This window comes from Phytopseudomonas seleniipraecipitans (assembly GCF_900102335.1).
GTDB classification, from domain to species: Bacteria; Pseudomonadota; Gammaproteobacteria; order Pseudomonadales; family Pseudomonadaceae; genus Aquipseudomonas; species Aquipseudomonas seleniipraecipitans.
Window position 1 is genome coordinate 192,647 of sequence record NZ_FNBM01000001.1, and the last position, 16,417, is coordinate 209,063.

General features: G+C 62.5%; 15 protein-coding genes. 11 read left to right on the plus strand and 4 right to left on the minus strand.

Annotated features, from left to right (window positions below):
* The first annotated feature begins 7 nt into the window (after positions 1-7).
* From BLS60_RS00925 to BLS60_RS00945, 5 genes are all read left to right on the plus strand, one after another.
* Complete coding sequence (locus BLS60_RS00925; RefSeq protein WP_070881309.1) at positions 8-769, plus strand: amino acid ABC transporter ATP-binding protein; 762 nt, start codon at positions 8-10, stop codon at positions 767-769.
* 276 nt (positions 770-1,045) lie between these two features.
* Entirely contained in the window at positions 1,046-1,552 is a 507-nt protein-coding gene (locus BLS60_RS00930) for a nuclear transport factor 2 family protein (protein ID WP_092363603.1), read from the plus strand.
* A 105-nt stretch (positions 1,553-1,657) separates the two neighbouring features.
* Positions 1,658-2,368 carry a phosphatidylcholine synthase gene (pcsA, locus tag BLS60_RS00935; RefSeq protein WP_070881311.1) on the plus strand — a complete coding sequence of 237 codons (711 nt, stop codon included), beginning with the start codon at positions 1,658-1,660 and terminating at the stop codon, positions 2,366-2,368.
* A 9-nt stretch (positions 2,369-2,377) separates the two neighbouring features.
* Positions 2,378-2,683: a GIY-YIG nuclease family protein gene (locus BLS60_RS00940; RefSeq protein WP_070881312.1), complete on the plus strand. Its 306-nt coding sequence runs from the start codon at positions 2,378-2,380 to the stop codon at positions 2,681-2,683.
* Positions 2,684-2,747: 64 nt separating this feature from the next.
* Complete coding sequence (locus BLS60_RS00945) at positions 2,748-3,683, plus strand: glutathione S-transferase family protein (RefSeq protein ID WP_092363606.1); 936 nt, start codon at positions 2,748-2,750, stop codon at positions 3,681-3,683.
* Positions 3,684-3,689: 6 nt separating this feature from the next.
* Here the strand turns inward: BLS60_RS00945 and eutC are convergent, their stop codons facing one another.
* The 4 genes from eutC to exaC all read right to left on the minus strand — a co-directional run bounded on the left by eutC (position 3,690) and on the right by exaC (position 9,014).
* Positions 3,690-4,502: an ethanolamine ammonia-lyase subunit EutC gene (gene eutC / locus BLS60_RS00950; protein WP_092363609.1), complete on the minus strand. Its 813-nt coding sequence runs from the start codon at positions 4,500-4,502 to the stop codon at positions 3,690-3,692.
* A gap of 30 nt (positions 4,503-4,532) precedes the next feature.
* Positions 4,533-5,927 (minus strand): ethanolamine ammonia-lyase subunit EutB, encoded by a 1,395-nt coding sequence (locus BLS60_RS00955; RefSeq protein ID WP_092363612.1) that lies wholly within the window; start codon positions 5,925-5,927, stop codon positions 4,533-4,535.
* Positions 5,928-5,972: 45 nt separating this feature from the next.
* Complete coding sequence (eat, locus tag BLS60_RS00960; RefSeq protein ID WP_092363615.1) at positions 5,973-7,418, minus strand: ethanolamine permease; 1,446 nt, start codon at positions 7,416-7,418, stop codon at positions 5,973-5,975.
* 75 nt (positions 7,419-7,493) lie between these two features.
* Complete coding sequence (gene exaC / locus BLS60_RS00965) at positions 7,494-9,014, minus strand: acetaldehyde dehydrogenase ExaC (RefSeq protein ID WP_092363618.1); 1,521 nt, start codon at positions 9,012-9,014, stop codon at positions 7,494-7,496.
* Positions 9,015-9,357: 343 nt separating this feature from the next.
* Here exaC and qhpR point away from each other — a divergent pair, with 343 nt between their 5' ends.
* From qhpR to phnX, 6 genes are all read left to right on the plus strand, one after another.
* Positions 9,358-10,449 carry an AraC-like transcriptional regulator QhpR gene (gene qhpR / locus BLS60_RS00970; RefSeq protein ID WP_092363621.1) on the plus strand — a complete coding sequence of 364 codons (1,092 nt, stop codon included), beginning with the start codon at positions 9,358-9,360 and terminating at the stop codon, positions 10,447-10,449.
* A gap of 311 nt (positions 10,450-10,760) precedes the next feature.
* Entirely contained in the window at positions 10,761-11,345 is a 585-nt protein-coding gene (locus BLS60_RS00975; RefSeq protein WP_092363624.1) for a DUF1349 domain-containing protein, read from the plus strand.
* A 444-nt stretch (positions 11,346-11,789) separates the two neighbouring features.
* A complete protein-coding gene (locus BLS60_RS00980; RefSeq protein ID WP_092363627.1) occupies positions 11,790-12,653 on the plus strand; it encodes a LysR family transcriptional regulator in 864 nt (287 codons plus the stop codon).
* Between the two features lie 122 nt (positions 12,654-12,775).
* Entirely contained in the window at positions 12,776-13,816 is a 1,041-nt protein-coding gene (locus BLS60_RS00985; protein WP_092363630.1) for a putative 2-aminoethylphosphonate ABC transporter ATP-binding protein, read from the plus strand.
* A gap of 11 nt (positions 13,817-13,827) precedes the next feature.
* The gene (locus BLS60_RS00990; protein WP_420848381.1) at positions 13,828-15,522 is read left to right on the plus strand and encodes a putative 2-aminoethylphosphonate ABC transporter permease subunit; all 1,695 of its coding nucleotides are present in this window, start codon (positions 13,828-13,830) and stop codon (positions 15,520-15,522) included.
* Positions 15,523-15,536: 14 nt separating this feature from the next.
* Entirely contained in the window at positions 15,537-16,364 is an 828-nt protein-coding gene (gene phnX, locus BLS60_RS00995; RefSeq protein ID WP_092363636.1) for a phosphonoacetaldehyde hydrolase, read from the plus strand.
* The last annotated feature ends 53 nt before the right edge of the window (positions 16,365-16,417 follow it).

Sequence of the window (16,417 nt, forward strand, 5' to 3'; positions counted from 1 at the left end):
CACTTAGATGAGCGAAGCAAACAAGCAACCCAGCGCCGAGCCGATCATTCAGTTGCAGGGCGTGAACAAATGGTACGGGCAGTTCCATGTACTCAAGGACATCAACCTGGACGTGCGCCAGGGTGAGCGTATCGTGCTGTGCGGGCCGTCGGGTTCGGGCAAGTCCACCACCATCCGCTGTATCAACCGTCTGGAAGAGCATCAGGCCGGGCGCATCGTGGTCGATGGCACCGAGCTGACCCGTGACCTGAAGCACATCGAAACTGTGCGCCGCGAAGTGGGTATGGTGTTCCAGCACTTCAACCTGTTCCCACACCTCACCGTGCTGCAGAACTGCACGCTGGCGCCGATGTGGGTGCGCAAGATGCCCAAGCGCAAGGCCGAAGAAATCGCCATGCACTTCCTCGAGCGCGTGCGTATTCCGGAGCAGGCTCACAAGTTTCCGGGGCAATTGTCCGGGGGCCAGCAGCAACGTGTGGCCATCGCCCGCGCGCTGTGCATGAAGCCGAAGATCATGCTGTTCGATGAGCCGACCTCGGCGCTCGACCCGGAAATGGTCAAGGAGGTACTCGACACCATGATCGGTCTGGCGCAGGACGGCATGACCATGCTCTGTGTAACCCATGAAATGGGCTTCGCGCGGACCGTGGCGGATCGGGTGATCTTCATGGACAAAGGCGAGATCGTCGAGCAGGCCGAACCCAACGCCTTCTTTGATAATCCACAGAACGAGCGTACCAAGTTGTTCCTCGGTCAGATCCTGCACTGAGAACGCGCTTACGATCTGCTGCGCGTCGGCCCTGCGGCGTTAAAAACAGGCGAGGAAGCGGCGTGTACTTTTGCACATGAGCATTCCGAGCCAGTTTTTGCCTTGCAGGCCTCTAGCTCGCTGGATCAAAAGTGCGTTCTTGATGATGGGCGCGTATTAAAAGGGAGCCTTCGGGCTCCCTTTTGCATTTTGATGTGAACGTATCAATGGCCGATATGCCCATCGTCGGCGCGGTGTTTTGCGGCGATACTTGGCGCCTTGCCAAGGAGGTCAGCCATGTCCCACCCGAATGTCGATGTGATCACTCGTTTCTACCAGGCTTTTCAGCGGCTGGACGCCGAGGAAATGGCGCGCTGCTACGCGCCGGATGTGCGTTTCAGCGATCCGGCCTTCGGTACCCTGATCGGTAACGATGCAGCTGACATGTGGCGCATGCTGACCACCCGCGCAAAGAACTTCTCGCTGACCTTCGATGATGTGCAAGCCGACGCCAATGGCGGCAGTGCCAATTGGGTGGCCACCTACCTGTTCAGCCAGACCGGCCGCACGGTGGTCAACCGCATCCACGCCTCCTTTGTGATTCGTGACGGGCTGATCGTCGAGCACCACGATCACTTCGATATGTGGCGCTGGTCCAGCCAGGCATTAGGTTTCAAGGGCATCCTGATCGGCTGGACGCCGCTGCTGAAAAACGCCGTGCACAAGCAGGCCAGAAGTGGCCTACGGCAGTTTCAGGCTGCCCGCGCGTCAGACGGGCTGCACGGCGTAGAAGCGCGCGGGTGAACGGAGTGGTAGGCTCTCCGGTCTCAATCTTCATCGACGAATAGCCGAGCCTATGTGAAGGCTGCATTCGTTGCGTGAAAGTCCGTCCGTCAGAGTATTTCGATCATGAGTGTTATGTCGCTATCACCCAGTAAAGCCAAGGCATGGAGCGTGCACGCAGTAACCGCCAGTGGAGTGATCCTCGGCATGTTGGCCTTGCTTGCGCTCATCGATGGGCGGGCCGAAAGCTGCCTGCTTTGGTTGGGGCTGGCACTATTGGTCGATGGACTGGATGGCACCCTGGCACGCAAATATGACGTCAAGGTGGTGTTGCCGCATTTCGACGGCTCGACCCTCGACCTGGTGATCGACTACCTCACCTACGTGTTCATTCCGGCGATCTTCGTCTACCGCTTCATTCCATTGCCCGAATACACGCTGCTGCTATCGGTCGGCATCATTCTGCTGTCGTCGCTGTTCTGCTTCTGCAACACCAACATGAAGAGCAAGGACAACTACTTCGTCGGTTTCCCGGCGGCGTGGAACGTGGTGGTGGTGTACCTCTATCTGCTCGACTTCGAGCCGTGGGTGACGTTCCTCGTCATTCTGGTGCTGGCGGCTCTGACGCTGACCCGCATGAAGTTCCTTCACCCATTCCGGGTCAAGCAGTTCATGCCGTTGAACATTGCCGTGACCATGGTGTGGATGTTCGCCTGTGCGCTGCTGATCGTGCAGTTCCCGACCCAGCCGCTGTGGCTGCTGGCGCTATGGGGGCTGTCATCGGCGTATTTCGTCGGCATGTGCGTATGGCGCTCTGCCCGCGAATGGTTCGCCTGATCGTCGGCAATGAGCGTCACGCCGGATAAAACCTGGTTTGTCTACCTCGTGCGCGCCGCCAATGGCGCGCTTTATTGCGGGATCAGCGATGACCCGCAACGCCGCTTCGCCCAACATCAGAGCGGCAAAGGTGCGCGTTTCTTCTTCTCCAGTCCGGCAGTGGCCCTGGTCTACAGCGAACGCTGTGCCGGCAAGGGCGACGCCTTGCGCCGTGAGCGGGCTATCAAGCGACTCGGTAAAGGCGCCAAGGAAGCAATGGCCGCCGCAGGAAGCCTGATGCACCTGCCTGATGAGTTGCCATCACCGACAGGCTGACGGGCTGGGCCGCAGGCTTTATGGGGCGTAAGCTGCGCCTTCATTCGGTTGCCGGAGGCCCACCATGCACGATTTGATTCTGCACCATTACCCCACGTCACCCTTTGCCGAGAAGGCACGCCTGCTGCTGGGCTTCAAAGACCTGGCCTGGCGTTCGGTGCAGATCCCGCCGGTGATGCCCAAGCCGGACCTGACCGCCCTGACTGGCGGCTATCGCAAGACACCGGTGCTGCAGATCGGTGCCGACATTTACTGCGACACCGCATTGATCGCCCGTCGCCTGGAAGCGCATCAGGCGCGGCCGGCTCTGCTGCCCGATGACCGCAGCTTTGCTATCGCTACGTTCGCCCAGTGGGCCGATTCCGTAGTGTTCCAGCACGCAGTCAGCCTGGTGTTCCAGCCGGAGTCGATTGCTGTGCGCTTCTCCAAGGCGTCGCCTGAATTCCTGCAGACGTTCGTCGCCGACCGCTCCAAGCTGTTCTCTGGTGGTCAGGCCACCCGCATGCCGGCCGAGCAAGCCAAGCATCAGTGGCCCGTCTTGATGGCGCGCCTGCAGGCGCAACTGCAGGCCGGTGGTGGCGAGTTCCTGTTCGGCGAGGCGAGCCTGGCCGATATCGCCATGGCGCACCCGCTGTGGTTCCTGCGCGGCACGCCAGTGACCTCGCCGCTGGTCGATGATTATCCGGCTGTCGCCTCTTGGCTGGATCGCGTGCTGGCGATCGGGCATGGCAACGCCGAGCCGATGAGCAGCGAGGACGCCGTCGAGGTGGCGCGTCAGGCGAGCCCCGCAGCGCTGCCGGACGATACGACCAGTGACCCCAATGGTTTCGTCGCCGGCCAGGCTGTGGCGATTTCCGCTGTGGATTACGGTGTGGAAGCTGTTGAAGGCGAGTTGCTGTTCGCCGGCGTGGAAGCGCTGATTCTGCGCCGTGAGGATCCCCGTGCCGGGATCGTGCACGTGCACTTCCCGCGGCTGGGGTTTCGTCTCGAGGCGCGCTAAGCCGACTCAGCTATTGTCCGGCAGTAGGAAGTTGCCCGGCCCGGCGTTGTCCAGGGTCGGCACTTCGGCTTCATCCTTGAGGTCGACACCCGACAGCTGGCGCCGGCAGGCCTCACGCATCAGGTACAGCAAGCGGAAGGTCGCCATGCTGTAGCTGAGGCCCTCCAGGCGCACATTGGAGATGCAGTTGCGGTAGGCGTCGTTGAGGCCGACCCGGGGCGCATAGGTGAAGTACAGGCCCAGGCTGTCGGGCGAACTCAGGCCTGGGCGTTCACCGATCAGGATCACCGTCATCTTGGCGCCCAGCCGCTCGCCGACTTCGTCCGCCACCGCGACCCGGCCCTGTTCGACCAGGGTGATGGGTGCCAGCTTCCAGCCTTCTTCGCCAATCTGTTCGAGCAGTCGTTCCAGAAATGGCAGGCTGTGGCGGCGCACGGCCAGGGACGACAGGCCGTCGGCGATGACGATGGCCAGGTCATAACCGCGGCCCTTCTCGCTGGCGTAGTCATCCAGGGCCTGTGCCGATTCCTCGTTGAGGCGGCGGCCCAGATCCGGGCGCTGCAGGTAGATATGCCGGTCCGCTGCCGCGCTTTGCACCAGCAGGGTGTCGAGCCCGCGCCCCTGCAGCTCCTCGCGCAGACCTTCATGGTCGAACGGCAGGTGCACGGCGTCACGGGCCTGGGCGTGGGCGAACTGGAAATCCAGCTGGGCAGCGGTCGGCAGGCTGGTACCCGCCCGCCCCAGGGCGATACGCGCCGGCGTGAGTTGCCGCAAGTGTTGCCAGGGGTTTTCGGTAGCAGGGGATTTGTCGTCTGGCATGGAAACCTCGAGGCGAGCGAGAAGGGTGAGTCAGGCGAGTTGCGCCAGGGCCTTGCGGAAGGCCGGCGGCAGTTCATCGCCCATGCGCAGGCGGCCACCCTGTTGCTGGAAGATGCCCATGCGCGCCAGCCACTCTTCAAATTCCGGGGCGACGTGCAGGCCAAGCACCTTGCGCGCATACAGCGCGTCATGGAACGAGGTGGTCTGGTAGTTGAGCATCACGTCGTCGGAACCGGGAATACCCATGATGAAGTTGATGCCGGCGGCGCCGAGCAATGTCAGCAGTGTATCCATATCGTCCTGGTCGGCCTCGGCGTGGTTGGTGTAGCAGATGTCGCAACCCATCGGCACGCCAAGCAACTTGCCGCAGAAATGATCCTCCAGGCCCGCGCGGATGATCTGTTTGCCGTTGTACAGGTACTCCGGCCCGATGAAACCGACCACCGTGTTGACCAGAAACGGATTGTAGTGGCGGGCCACCGCATAGGCGCGGGTTTCGCAGGTCTGCTGGTCGACGTTGTGGTGAGCGTTGGCGGACAGAGCACTGCCCTGGCCGGTTTCGAAGTACATCAGGTTGTTGCCCACGGTGCCGCGCTTGAGGCTCAGGCCAGCTTCGTAACCCTCCTGCAGCACCTTGAGGGTGACCCCAAAGCTGGCATTGGCCGCCTCGGTGCCGGCGATCGACTGGAACACCAGGTCCAGCGGCGCACCACGCTCGATGGCCGCGATGGAACTGGTGACGTGGGTCAGTACGCACGACTGGGTGGGTATTTCATAGCGCTGGATGATCGCGTCGAGCATCTCCAGCAGGGCGCGGATCGAGCTTGCGCTGTCGGTGGCCGGGTTGATGCCGATCATGGCGTCGCCATTACCGTACAGCAGGCCATCGAGGATGCTGGCGGCGATGCCGGCCGGGTCGTCGGTGGGGTGGTTGGGCTGCAGCCGCGTGGACATCCGTCCGCGCAGGCCAACGGTGTTGCGAAAACGGGTAACCACCCGGGTCTTTTGAGCCACCAGTATCAGGTCCTGCACGCGCATGATCTTCGACACCGCGGCTGCCATTTCCGGCGTCAGCCCGGGAGCCAGGGCGCTCAGGCTGGCCTCGTCGGCGGCTTCACCGAGCAGCCAGTCGCGCAGGCCGCCCACCGTCAGGTGGCTAACGGGGGCGAAGGCGGCGATATCGTGGGTGTCCACAATCAGCCGAGTGACTTCATCCTGTTCATAGGGAATCAGCGCTTCCTGCAAAAAATGTTTGAGCGGCACGTTGGCCAGCGCCATCTGCGCCGCGGCGCGTTCGGCATCGCTCTGCGCGGCGACCTCCGCCAGGTAATCGCCGGAGCGTGCCGGGCTGGCCTTGGCCATCAGCTCGCGCAAGCTGTCGAAGCTCCAGGTCATATTGCCGATGGTATGGGTAAAGCGAGCCATAGCATGTCTCCTGTCGTGGCCGCCGGAGCGGCCACTTGGGGTGGATCAGCGCAGGGAGCGTTCGGCGGCCTGGATGGCAGCGAACTCTTCCTCCGGCGTGCCGGAAACCAGATGGTGACGGCTGTACAAAGCGAAGTAAGCGATAAACAGCGCGTAAATGACCGCAGCGCCGATCACGACCCGTGGGTCGACCAGGAAGCCGGCGACCAGTGCCACGGCAGCCAGTACCAGTGCCACACCCGAGGTCAGGGCACCGCCAGGCGTGCGATATGGGCGCGGCATGTCCGGGCGACGCACGCGCAGGGTGATGTGCGCAGCCATCATCAGGACATACGACAGCGTTGCGCCGAATACCGCCACCAGAATCAGCAGATCGCCCTGGCCGCTCAGCGACAGGCCGAAGCCGACGATGCCCGGGACGATCAACGCCATCACCGGCGCCTTGTTGCGGTTGGTCAGCGACAAGCCGCGTGGCAAGTAACCGGCGCGCGACAGGGCGAAGATCTGCCGCGAATAGGCGTAGATGATCGAGAAGAAGCTGGCGATCAGGCCGGCCAGACCAACCAGGTTGACGAACTGGCTCATCCACGTCGAGCCGCCGTAGACCTTGACCAGCGATTCCACCAGCGGGTTGCCCGAAGCGATCAGCGACTGGGCGCCGGCCGCGCCAGGGCCAACCAGCAGGATCAGGCCGGCGAAGGCCAGCAGCACCAGCATGGCGCCGATCAGGCCGCGGGGCAGGTCGCGTTTCGGGTCTTTGGTTTCTTCAGCGGCCAGGGGCACGCCTTCGACGGCCAGGAAGAACCAGATCGCGTAGGGCAGGGCAGCCCAGATGCCCAGGTAGCCAAACGGCAGGAAGCTGCTGGCGCCGGTGGCCTCGGTGGCCGGGATGTCGAACAGGTTGGCAACCTGGAAGTGCGGAATCATGGCAACGATGTAGACGCCCAGCGCGATTGCCGCCACGGCGGTGATGGCGAACATCAGCTTCAGGGCCTCACCGGCACCGAGAATGTGAATGCCGATGAACACCACATAGAAGACCAGGTAGATGATCCATCCGCCGATGCCGAACAGCGACTCGCAGTAGGCGCCGATAAAGCAGGCGATGGCTGCGGGGGCGATGGCGTATTCGATGAGGATCGCCGTACCGGTCAGGAAGCCGCCCCAGGGGCCGAACGCGGTACGGGTGAAGCCGTAGCCGCCACCCGCTGTCGGAATCATCGAAGACAGTTCGGCCAGCGAGAAGCACATGCACAGGTACATCGTCGCCATCAGCAACGTGGCGATGAACATGCCGCCCCAGCCGCCTTGCGCCAGCCCGAAGTTCCAGCCGGCATAGTCGCCGGAAATCACATAGGCCACGCCGAGGCCGATCAACAGGATCCAGCCGGCGGCGCCTTGCTTCAATTGCCGGTTGGCAAAGTAGTCGGCGCTGACTGCTTCGGTTTCCACACCGCCCTGAGAGGGTGTGGTCAGTGTCTCTTTGGACATTTCAGACTCCTTCATGCCCGCCACGCGGTGGCGGGCTCTGCTTTATGGGTTGGCTAGCTAGGGCAAATCGGCAGATCAGAAGAAGCCCAGTGGGTTGATGTCGTAGCTGATCAGCAGGTTCTTGGTCTGCTGATAGTGGTCGAGCATCATCTTGTGGGTTTCGCGCCCGACCCCGGACTTTTTGTAGCCGCCAAAGGCAGCGTGCGCCGGGTACAGGTGATAGCAGTTGGTCCATACGCGGCCGGCCTTGATGCCACGGCCCATGCGGTAGGCGCGGTTGATGTCGCGCGTCCACACGCCGGCGCCCAGGCCAAACTCAGTGTCGTTGGCGATGGCCAGAGCCTCGGCTTCGTCCTTGAAGGTGGTCACGCCGACCACTGGGCCGAAGATCTCCTCCTGGAATACGCGCATCTTGTTGGTGCCCTTGAGCAGGGTCGGCTGGATGTAATAACCGCCTGCCAGGTCCCCTTCGAGTTTCTCGGTGGCGCCGCCCGTGAGCAGCTCGGCGCCCTCCTGCTGGGCGATCTCCAGGTAGCCGAGGATCTTGTCGTACTGCTGCTGCGAGGCCTGGGCGCCGACCATGGTTTCGGTGTCCAGCGGGTTGCCGCGCTTGATGGCCTTGATCTTCTTCATCACTTCGACCATGAACGGCTCGAAGATCGACTCCTGCACCAGCGCACGCGACGGGCAGGTGCACACCTCGCCCTGGTTGAAGAAGGCCAGCACCAAGCCTTCGGCAGCCTTCTCGATAAACGCCGGCTCGGCCTGCATGATGTCTTCGAAGAACACGTTCGGGCTCTTGCCGCCCAGCTCCACGGTGCTCGGGATGATGTTGGCGGCGGCGCATTTCATGATGTGCGAGCCGACCGGCGTGGAGCCGGTAAAGGCGATCTTGGCGATGCGCGTGCTGGTGGCCAGGGCCTCGCCGGCCTCACGGCCAAAGCCCTGGACGATGTTCAGCACGCCCGGCGGCAGCAGGTCGCCGACCAGTTCGGCGAACACGCTGATCGACAGCGGCGTCTGCTCGGCGGGCTTGAGTACCACGCAGTTGCCGGCAGCCAGGGCCGGAGCCAGTTTCCAGGCGGCCATCAGCAGCGGGAAGTTCCAGGGGATAATCTGCCCGACCACGCCCAGCGGCTCGTGGAAGTGATAAGAGGCGGTGTGTTCGTTGATCTCTGCGGCGCTGCCTTCCTGAGCGCGGATGCAGCCAGCAAAGTAGCGGAAATGATCGGCAGCCAGCGGCACGTCGGCATTGAGGGTTTCGCGTACGGCCTTGCCGTTGTCCCAGGTTTCGGCCACGGCGAGCAGTTCGAGGTTGGCTTCGATGCGGTCGGCAATTTTCAGCAGCACCAGCGCACGGTCCTGCACGGAGGTTTTACCCCAGGCATCGGCGGCGGCATGGGCGGCGTCCAGGGCCTTGTCGATGTCCTTGGCGTCGGAACGGGGAAATTCACCGATCACCGACGCATCCACCGGGCTGGTGTTGGTGAAGTACTGGCCGGCGACCGGCGCGACGAACTCACCGCCGATGTAATTGCCATAGCGCGGCTTGAGGGTGACGACGGCGCCTGCGGTACCGGGTTTGGCATAGATCATAAAATTCTCCCAAGGACGATTTCTTGTAGTTGTGCCGCCGAGCAGGCCGGCTGGGGTCTCGCTCGAACTATGAGACGAATTCATGTGGCCGACTTGACGCTAGGCGAGGCTGGCTGTTCTGCAAAGTCAAATTTCACTTATGACCTGCACCGTGTCGTGGTGGGTCAATTGGTGTGCGCCGTTTCGGTGCGAGTGTTTCCGAACGACTCGTTTTAGGGCCATAAATCGCGTCGCTGTTTACTGCCTGTCGCCCGCTGTTGCTCCATCAGCGGCCATGCGGGCATCTTCGGAGTAGCGGCGTGTTTCTTGCTTCAAGACATAAATTGTCACGAAGGAGGCGCCGATGAGCTCCGTTCTCACCCAGCCTGATTGCTCTGCCGGCTTGTCGTTTCTCGCGGGCGGGCAGACCAATACGGGCGTACTGGCGGCAGCCGCCAGCGGCCTGTGTGGTTTCATCGAAAAGCACGGCGGCGACCCGGATCGCATCCTCGGCGTATCGGGCATTGACCCGGAGTCCTTGCGCCACCCGACGCTGAGCCTGGCCCTGCCCAATTACTGCCAAGTGCTGGAAGAGGCCTCGCGGCAGTCCGGCTGCGACAACTTCGGGCTCTATTACGGGCAGCAGTTCAAACCACAGGCGCTGGGGCTGCTGGGCTATATCGGTTTGTGCTCGGCGACTGTCGAGCAGGCGTTGATCAACTTCGCGCGCGCTTTCCCGCTGCATCAGCGCAACAGCCTGATCCGCCTGGTGGACGAGGGCGAGTGCTACCGCTTCGACTATCAGGTTCGCCACGGTGCGATCCTGTGCCGCCGTCAGGACGCCGAGCTGACCCTGGGCATGGCCCTCAACCTGGTGCGTCACGTACTGGGCAGCCAGTGGGCGCCGCGCGCGGTGCACTTCGAGCATCCGCGGCCCGAGCACTGGCACGAGCACTGCAAAGTCTTCGATGCACCGGTGTATTTCGAGCAGCCATTCAATTCCCTGGTCATCCCCAAACGCGGCCTGGACCGCGCCATGCCCCAGGGTGACGCGGTATTGCTGCTGGTGATGCAGGACTCCCTCAGCCAGCTGAGCAACCTGAGCGGTCGCGGTACGCGGGATATCGTCGATGACGTGCGCGAGCAGATTCGCCAGCAATTACTGTCTGGCGAACCCGTGCTCGAGCAGGTGGCCGAGCAGTTGGGCATGAGCAACTGGTCATTGCAGCGGCGGTTGCGTGAGCAGGGGCTGAATTTCTCCGCGGTGGTGGACAAGCTGCGCTGCGAGCTGGCTACGCATTACCTGCGCCAACACCAACTGCCCATCTCCAACCTGGCGCCGCTGCTCGGCTACTCGGAAGTCAGCGCATTTTCACGCGCTTTCCGCCGCTGGTTCGGCGTCAGCCCGCGGCAGTGGAGACACGACAGCGATGGCGTAGGTGGGCGCCGGCACTGAGTGACTGGCTGTGTGGCCCTCCGATGGGCATCTCGCAAAAGAGCTGGCTTGGTTTTGGCTGCTAGTGACCAGAAGGCCAATACGCCAGCCCCCTCTATATATGGCACCCGTTACAAACGGTGCATCTAACCGGCTCCCGTCCAGAAGTGGGAAAGGAAGTCCCCTTGCCTCGAGTCTGAACCCTGCTCGGCAAATGTTGGCAGCGAGTCTTGACCGAAGTGCGCCGTTCAGCCGGCTTTGCGATGGCTTACGGGTCGCTTTTTCGAGCGTCGCGATCAACGCCGTTATCTCGTGGCCCATGGAGCCTGCGCATGAATATCGATTTTCGACGTGGCGAATGGCTGAATCGTCCCGACACCTCAGAGGTTTCGGAACACAGCCTGACGATGACCACCGAGCAAAAAACGGATTTCTGGCGCGAGACCCATTATGGCTTTACCCGCGACACGGCGCATTTTCTAGGTATTGCTACCACCGACGGATTCACGGCGACAATCCGCATTCAGGGCGAATTCCGCTCCTTGTACGACCAGGCCGGCCTGATGGTGCGGATCGACGAGAAACGTTGGGTGAAGACCGGGGTGGAGTTCACCGACGGGCAAGCGTTTCTCAGCACTGTCGTCACCGACGGAAAATCGGATTGGTCGGTCTCGCAGCCATTCAAAGAGTTGGAAGACTTCTATATCCGCGTCACGCTTTCCAATGGCGCGATGCGTATCCAGGCATCCCGCGACGCAAGCTTCTGGCCACTGCTGCGGCTGGCCCCGTTCCCGCTTGCCAATACTTACCAGGTTGGCCCCACGGCCTGTACCCCGGAACGAAGCGGGCTTGTCGTGCGCTTCTCGGAATTTGCAATTGACCCGGCCACCAGCAAAGATCTTCACGACCTGACGTGATGGCTCCGTGCGGCCACCGCGACCCTTTACGCCTAGAAAAGCGAGCAGATTATTTATTGGCACTGTCGGCTCTTGGCGCGAGGCGCGAGGCGCGTTTCATGACCGGCAGTAAACGGCCAAAAACGGGCCAAAGTAGGGGCTGCAGGGCTGGGCGAACGTCTACTCGACGCAGGCATTGGATGATGAAGGTTGCGGTTTGGGAGTCTGCTCGCATCTGCGTGCCATACCCTCAGGCTGCAAACAACTGGGGGAGATAGCCCGAAGGCGGACGGTCGCAGGGTTTGCTCAGTGCTGTCCTGCCGTTATGCCATCGGTGCCTCGCCCACTCACCGAGGTTTGTCGCGGCCACTTCTATGTCATTGCCACTGCGCTGTTGTGTCAACATTGGTTAATGTCGCCTCACTTATTGCCTGTCAGATGATCCGCCTCCATTAGGGCCTGTGCATGCTATCAGCTGAACTCAAGTCGTTTCACATGGTGGCCCGCGTGGGGAGCATCACTCACGCGGCGAAGAAGCTCGGACTCAGCCAGCCCACCGTCACTACGCAGATTCGTAACCTCGAGTCGCAGTATGGGGTCGAGCTGTTCTACCGCGGCGGCAGACGGCTGACCGTCAGCGAGGAAGGCGCACGCTTGTTGCCGATGGTGCAGAAGCTGTTGGAGCAGGAAGCCGATATCGAATTTTTCCTGCGCAACAGCGGACACATGCAGGGCAGTTTGCGCCTGGCGGCCACGGCTCCATATTACGTGCTGGATCTGGTGCGTCGCTTTCGCGAAGCCATGCCGCAGATTCAGGTGACATTGGAGATTGGCAACTCCCAACAGGTGATCGAAGCGCTGGAGGAATACCGGGTCGACCTGGCCGCCTCGTCGCAACTGGAAGAGGATGCACGCTTTAGCCGGCTGACACTCGGCCACGACCCCTTGGTGCTGGCCGTCCACCGCAGCCACCCGCTGGCGATCCATTCGCGCTTGCTGCCATCGGCATTGGCGGGGCATGCCCTGCTGATGCGTGAAGCCGGCTCGACGACGCGCACGCTCACCGAGGGGATACTCCAGCGGGCGGGCGTCGCTCCTGGCCCGCTGCTTGAGATTGGCAGTCGCGAGTCGATTCGCGAGGCGGTGTTGCGCAATATCGGAATCAGCGTCATTGCCCGCCATGAAGTGCCGGACAACCCAGATCTGCGGGTTATCGAACTCGAGGATGCGCCGGTGATACCGGAGTATCTGTATTGCCTGCGGGAGCGAAAGCAGGCTCGCCTGCCAGCCGCGTTCCTTAGCATCGCCCGTGAGGTGGCTGAGGGCTGAGTCGGCCTCCATCGGTCACAAATATACTGATGCCACTATCGGCAGCTTTTGCCCAACTGCCATAAAGCCTTAGTACACCTCGCCCAATATGGACCTCGTTCGAATCAAACGAGGTTCCGCTGATGGCCACCGTCGATCTGCAACTGCACGATATACAAAAGGGCTTCGGCACGTTCAAAGCACTCGATGGCGTCTCGCTGGATGTGGCCGCAGGTGAATTGGTCTGTCTGCTCGGCCCGTCCGGCTGTGGCAAGACCACGCTGCTTCGCTGTATCGCCGGCCTTGAGCGGCAGGACCAGGGTCGCATCCTTTTCTCCGGCCGTGACGTCTCCCTGCTGCCGCCACAAGCGCGCGATTACGGCATCCTGTTTCAGTCGTATGCGCTGTTTCCGAATCTGACCGTCTCCCAGAACATTGCCTACGGCTTGACTGCGCTGGGGCGCGAGGCGAGTAGAAAGCGGGTTGCCGAAATGCTCGATCTGGTTGGCCTGACCGGCAGCGAGCACAAATATCCCGCGCAGCTCTCCGGCGGCCAGCAACAACGGGTAGCGCTGGCACGCGCACTGGCGCCAAGCCCGTCTCTGCTACTGCTCGACGAACCCATGTCTGCGCTTGACGCACAGGTGCGCGAGCACCTGTGCGGTGAGCTGCGCAGCCTGCAACGCCAGCTCGGCATCACCACCCTGATGGTCACGCACAATCAGGATGAGGCCATGCTGATGGCCGACCGGATCGCGGTGATGAATCAGGGCCGGGTCGAGCAGTATTCAACGCCTCAGGCGATCTACGATGCGCCGGCGACGCCCTTCGTCGCCGAATTCGTTGGCCAGGGTAACTGGCTGCCGTACCAACGTGATGGTGCCCATGCGCGTGTCGGCGGGCTTAGCCTGCGCCTGACCACACCCGGGCAGAGCGAGCAAGGTCGCCTTTTCTGCCGGCCTGAGGCGGTGCTGGTCAACCCCGTGTCGGAACAGGACAACCTGTTCTCGGCGCGGATGCGGGACATAACTTTTCTGGGCAACCGCTGCCGCCTGAGCTTCGAGCTGGATGATCTGCCAGGCCATGCCCTGTTAGCCGAAATGGCGCCCGAGGCCATGCCGCCGCTGCACGGCAAGCAGATTCGCGTCGCCCTGCCGCCGCACTCCCTGCAAGTGTTTGCCTGATGGAACAGGTGATGGCGATGATTCGCGGCTCGGCACGCCAGCGCCCGGCAGATCGGGCTGATAGCGTGTTCGTTCAGGGCGGCCAGTGGCTGATGCTCGCGTTGCTGTTGTTGGCGGTGCTGCTGCCGTTGCTGGCCATGCTCTGGCGCGGCATTTTCGGCGACCCGTCACAGGGCGGAGGGCTTGCCGCCGCTGCCGAGTTGTTCGGCAGCGCCAATTTCCGTTGGTTGCTGGGCAATAGCCTGAAAAGTGCCTTGGCGGTTGTATTGATTGTGGTGCCGCTTGCTTACGGGTTCGCTTATGCACTGCAGCGTACGTGTGTGCCGGGTAAAGGTGTGTTCCGTGGCATCTCCCTGCTGCCTCTGTTTGCGCCTTCGATGCTGCCCGGCATCGCGCTGATCTACCTGTTCGGCAATCAGGGCGTGCTGCGGGAAATCTTCCCGGACAGCATTTACGGTTTCTGGGGCATCGTTCTGGGGCAGGCTATCTACACCTTTCCTCACGCACTGATGGTGCTGCTCAGCGCCTTGGCGCTGGCTGATGCTCGTTTGTTCGATGCGGCATCAAGCATGGGTGCCTCACCCTGGCGTGCCTTTCGCAGCATCACCTGGCCGGGCAGCCGCCAGGGCGTATTCGCCGCCGGGTGCCTGGTGTTCACCCTGTGCATCACTGACTTTGGTGTGCCGGTGGTGGTGGGTGGTGACTATCAAGTGCTTGCACTGGAAGCCTACAAAGCAGTGCTTGGCCAGCAGCAGTTCGGGCGAGGCGCGCTGATCGGGCTGTTCCTGTTGTTGCCAGCCCTGTTGAGCTTCACGGTCGACCTGTGGCTGCGACGTCGCCAGCGCGATGCCATGGGCGGTCGTGCTCAAGCCTATGTTGCCAAGCCGCATCGCAGGCGTGACGGCGCCTTCATGCTGCTGGTGTTGTCCGTGTGCGCCGTGCTGCTCGGGGTTTTCGGCATGGCGGTGTATTCATCGCTGGTGAAGTTCTGGCCCTACGATCTGTCGCTTTCGCTGCACAACTATGCCTTTTCCGAGCTGCCTGGCGGTTGGCTGGCCTACCGCAACAGCCTGACGCTGGCGATTGCGTCTGCCGTGTTCGGCAGTGCCTTGATCTTCACCGGCAGCTACCTGCTGGAGAAGACCCGGCAGAGCCCGCTGACGCAAACCCTGCGTCTGCTGTGCTTCATCCCCATGGCGGTACCGGGCTTGGTGCTTGGGCTTGGCTACGTGTTCTTCTTCAACCTCCCGAACAACCCGTTGAACGGTCTGTACGGCAGCCTGACGCTGCTGGTGATCTGCACCGTTGCGCATTTTCTGACCACAGCGCAGATGACCGCCGCCACCGCCCTGCGCCAGCTCGACAGTGAATTCGAGGCCGCCGCCCTGTCGCTGAAGGTGCCGCTGTTCAGCCACTTTCTGCGGGTGACCTTGCCGATGTGCCTGCCGGCCTTGCTGGACATCGTCCGCTACTTGTTCGTCTCGGCGATGACCACCGTGTCGGCGGTGATTTTCCTCTACAGCCCAGACAGCCTGGTGGCCTCGGTCGCCGTGCTGAACATGGACGACGCCGGCAACGTTGGCGGTGCCGCGGCCATGTCCACCCTGATCCTGCTCACGTCCACTGGCGTCTCGCTGCTGCTGGCCGGGGCCTCGCGCGGCTTGCTGCGCCGGTCCCAGGCCTGGCGCGGCGCTGCCAATCATTGATCCCGGAGAATCCCATGCGCTATCAGCACCCTGACCGGCTACAAGCCGCCATCCTCGATTGGGCCGGCACCGTCGTGGATTTCGGCTCCTTTGCGCCGACCCGCATCTTCGTTGAAGCCTTCGCTCAGTTCGATATCGAGATCAGCCTGGAAGAGGCACGGGGGCCCATGGGCATGGGCAAGTGGGATCACATCCGCACGCTGTGCGACCAGCCGGCCGTGACCGAGCGCTTCATGCATCGCTTCGCTCGGCTGCCGACCGACGAGGATGTCACCGCGATCTATGAGCGCTTCATGCCCCTGCAGATCGAAAAAGTCGGTGAGCATTCGGCGCCCATACCTGGCGCGCTGGAAGCGGTGGCGGATCTGCGCGAGCGCGGTTTGAAGATTGGTACGTGCTCCGGCTATCCGCAGGTGGTGATGCAAAAGGTCGTGGAACTGGCCGCAGCCGCCGGCTACCAGCCCGACCACGTGGTCGCCACCGACGAGGTACCCAAAGGGCGCCCCAGCCCGGCACAGGCGCTGGCCAACGTCATCGCTCTGGGGCTCGACGATGTCGCCGCCTGCGTCAAGGTCGACGATACCGAGCCCGGCATTCTCGAAGGGCGCAGTGCCGGCATGTGGACCGTGGCGCTGCGTTTTTCCGGCAACTTCCTCGGGCTGAGCTGGGCGCAATTCCAGGCGCTGCCTGCTGAGCGTCTGGCCGCTGAGCGCGAGCGCATCGATGCGCTGTTCGAGGACAGCCGACCGCATTACCTGATCGACACCCTGGCGGATCTGCCGCCGGTGGTGGATGCCATCAACCAGCGCCTTGCACGGGGGGAAAGCCCGCAAGGCTGCTGACCTGATTCATGGGCCGTCTCTGAGCCGGCCTACCCAGACAACCAACGCCGTTC

Excerpts from the sequence above, each read along its gene's own strand:
- BLS60_RS00975 (WP_092363624.1), top strand. The coding sequence starts at position 10,761 with ATGAATATCGATTTTCGACGTGGCGAATGGCTGAATCGTCCCGACACC.
- eutC (WP_092363609.1), bottom strand. The coding sequence starts at position 4,502 with ATGCCAGACGACAAATCCCCTGCTACCGAAAACCCCTGGCAACACTTG.
- BLS60_RS00930 (WP_092363603.1), top strand. The coding sequence starts at position 1,046 with ATGTCCCACCCGAATGTCGATGTGATCACTCGTTTCTACCAGGCTTTT.
- qhpR (WP_092363621.1), top strand. The coding sequence starts at position 9,358 with ATGAGCTCCGTTCTCACCCAGCCTGATTGCTCTGCCGGCTTGTCGTTT.
- BLS60_RS00990 (WP_420848381.1), top strand. The coding sequence starts at position 13,828 with ATGGCGATGATTCGCGGCTCGGCACGCCAGCGCCCGGCAGATCGGGCT.
- BLS60_RS00925 (WP_070881309.1), top strand. The coding sequence starts at position 8 with ATGAGCGAAGCAAACAAGCAACCCAGCGCCGAGCCGATCATTCAGTTG.
- BLS60_RS00980 (WP_092363627.1), top strand. The coding sequence starts at position 11,790 with ATGCTATCAGCTGAACTCAAGTCGTTTCACATGGTGGCCCGCGTGGGG.
- eat (WP_092363615.1), bottom strand. The coding sequence starts at position 7,418 with ATGTCCAAAGAGACACTGACCACACCCTCTCAGGGCGGTGTGGAAACC.
- pcsA (WP_070881311.1), top strand. The coding sequence starts at position 1,658 with ATGAGTGTTATGTCGCTATCACCCAGTAAAGCCAAGGCATGGAGCGTG.
- BLS60_RS00945 (WP_092363606.1), top strand. The coding sequence starts at position 2,748 with ATGCACGATTTGATTCTGCACCATTACCCCACGTCACCCTTTGCCGAG.
- BLS60_RS00955 (WP_092363612.1), bottom strand. The coding sequence starts at position 5,927 with ATGGCTCGCTTTACCCATACCATCGGCAATATGACCTGGAGCTTCGAC.
- BLS60_RS00940 (WP_070881312.1), top strand. The coding sequence starts at position 2,378 with ATGAGCGTCACGCCGGATAAAACCTGGTTTGTCTACCTCGTGCGCGCC.
- exaC (WP_092363618.1), bottom strand. The coding sequence starts at position 9,014 with ATGATCTATGCCAAACCCGGTACCGCAGGCGCCGTCGTCACCCTCAAG.
- phnX (WP_092363636.1), top strand. The coding sequence starts at position 15,537 with ATGCGCTATCAGCACCCTGACCGGCTACAAGCCGCCATCCTCGATTGG.
- BLS60_RS00985 (WP_092363630.1), top strand. The coding sequence starts at position 12,776 with ATGGCCACCGTCGATCTGCAACTGCACGATATACAAAAGGGCTTCGGC.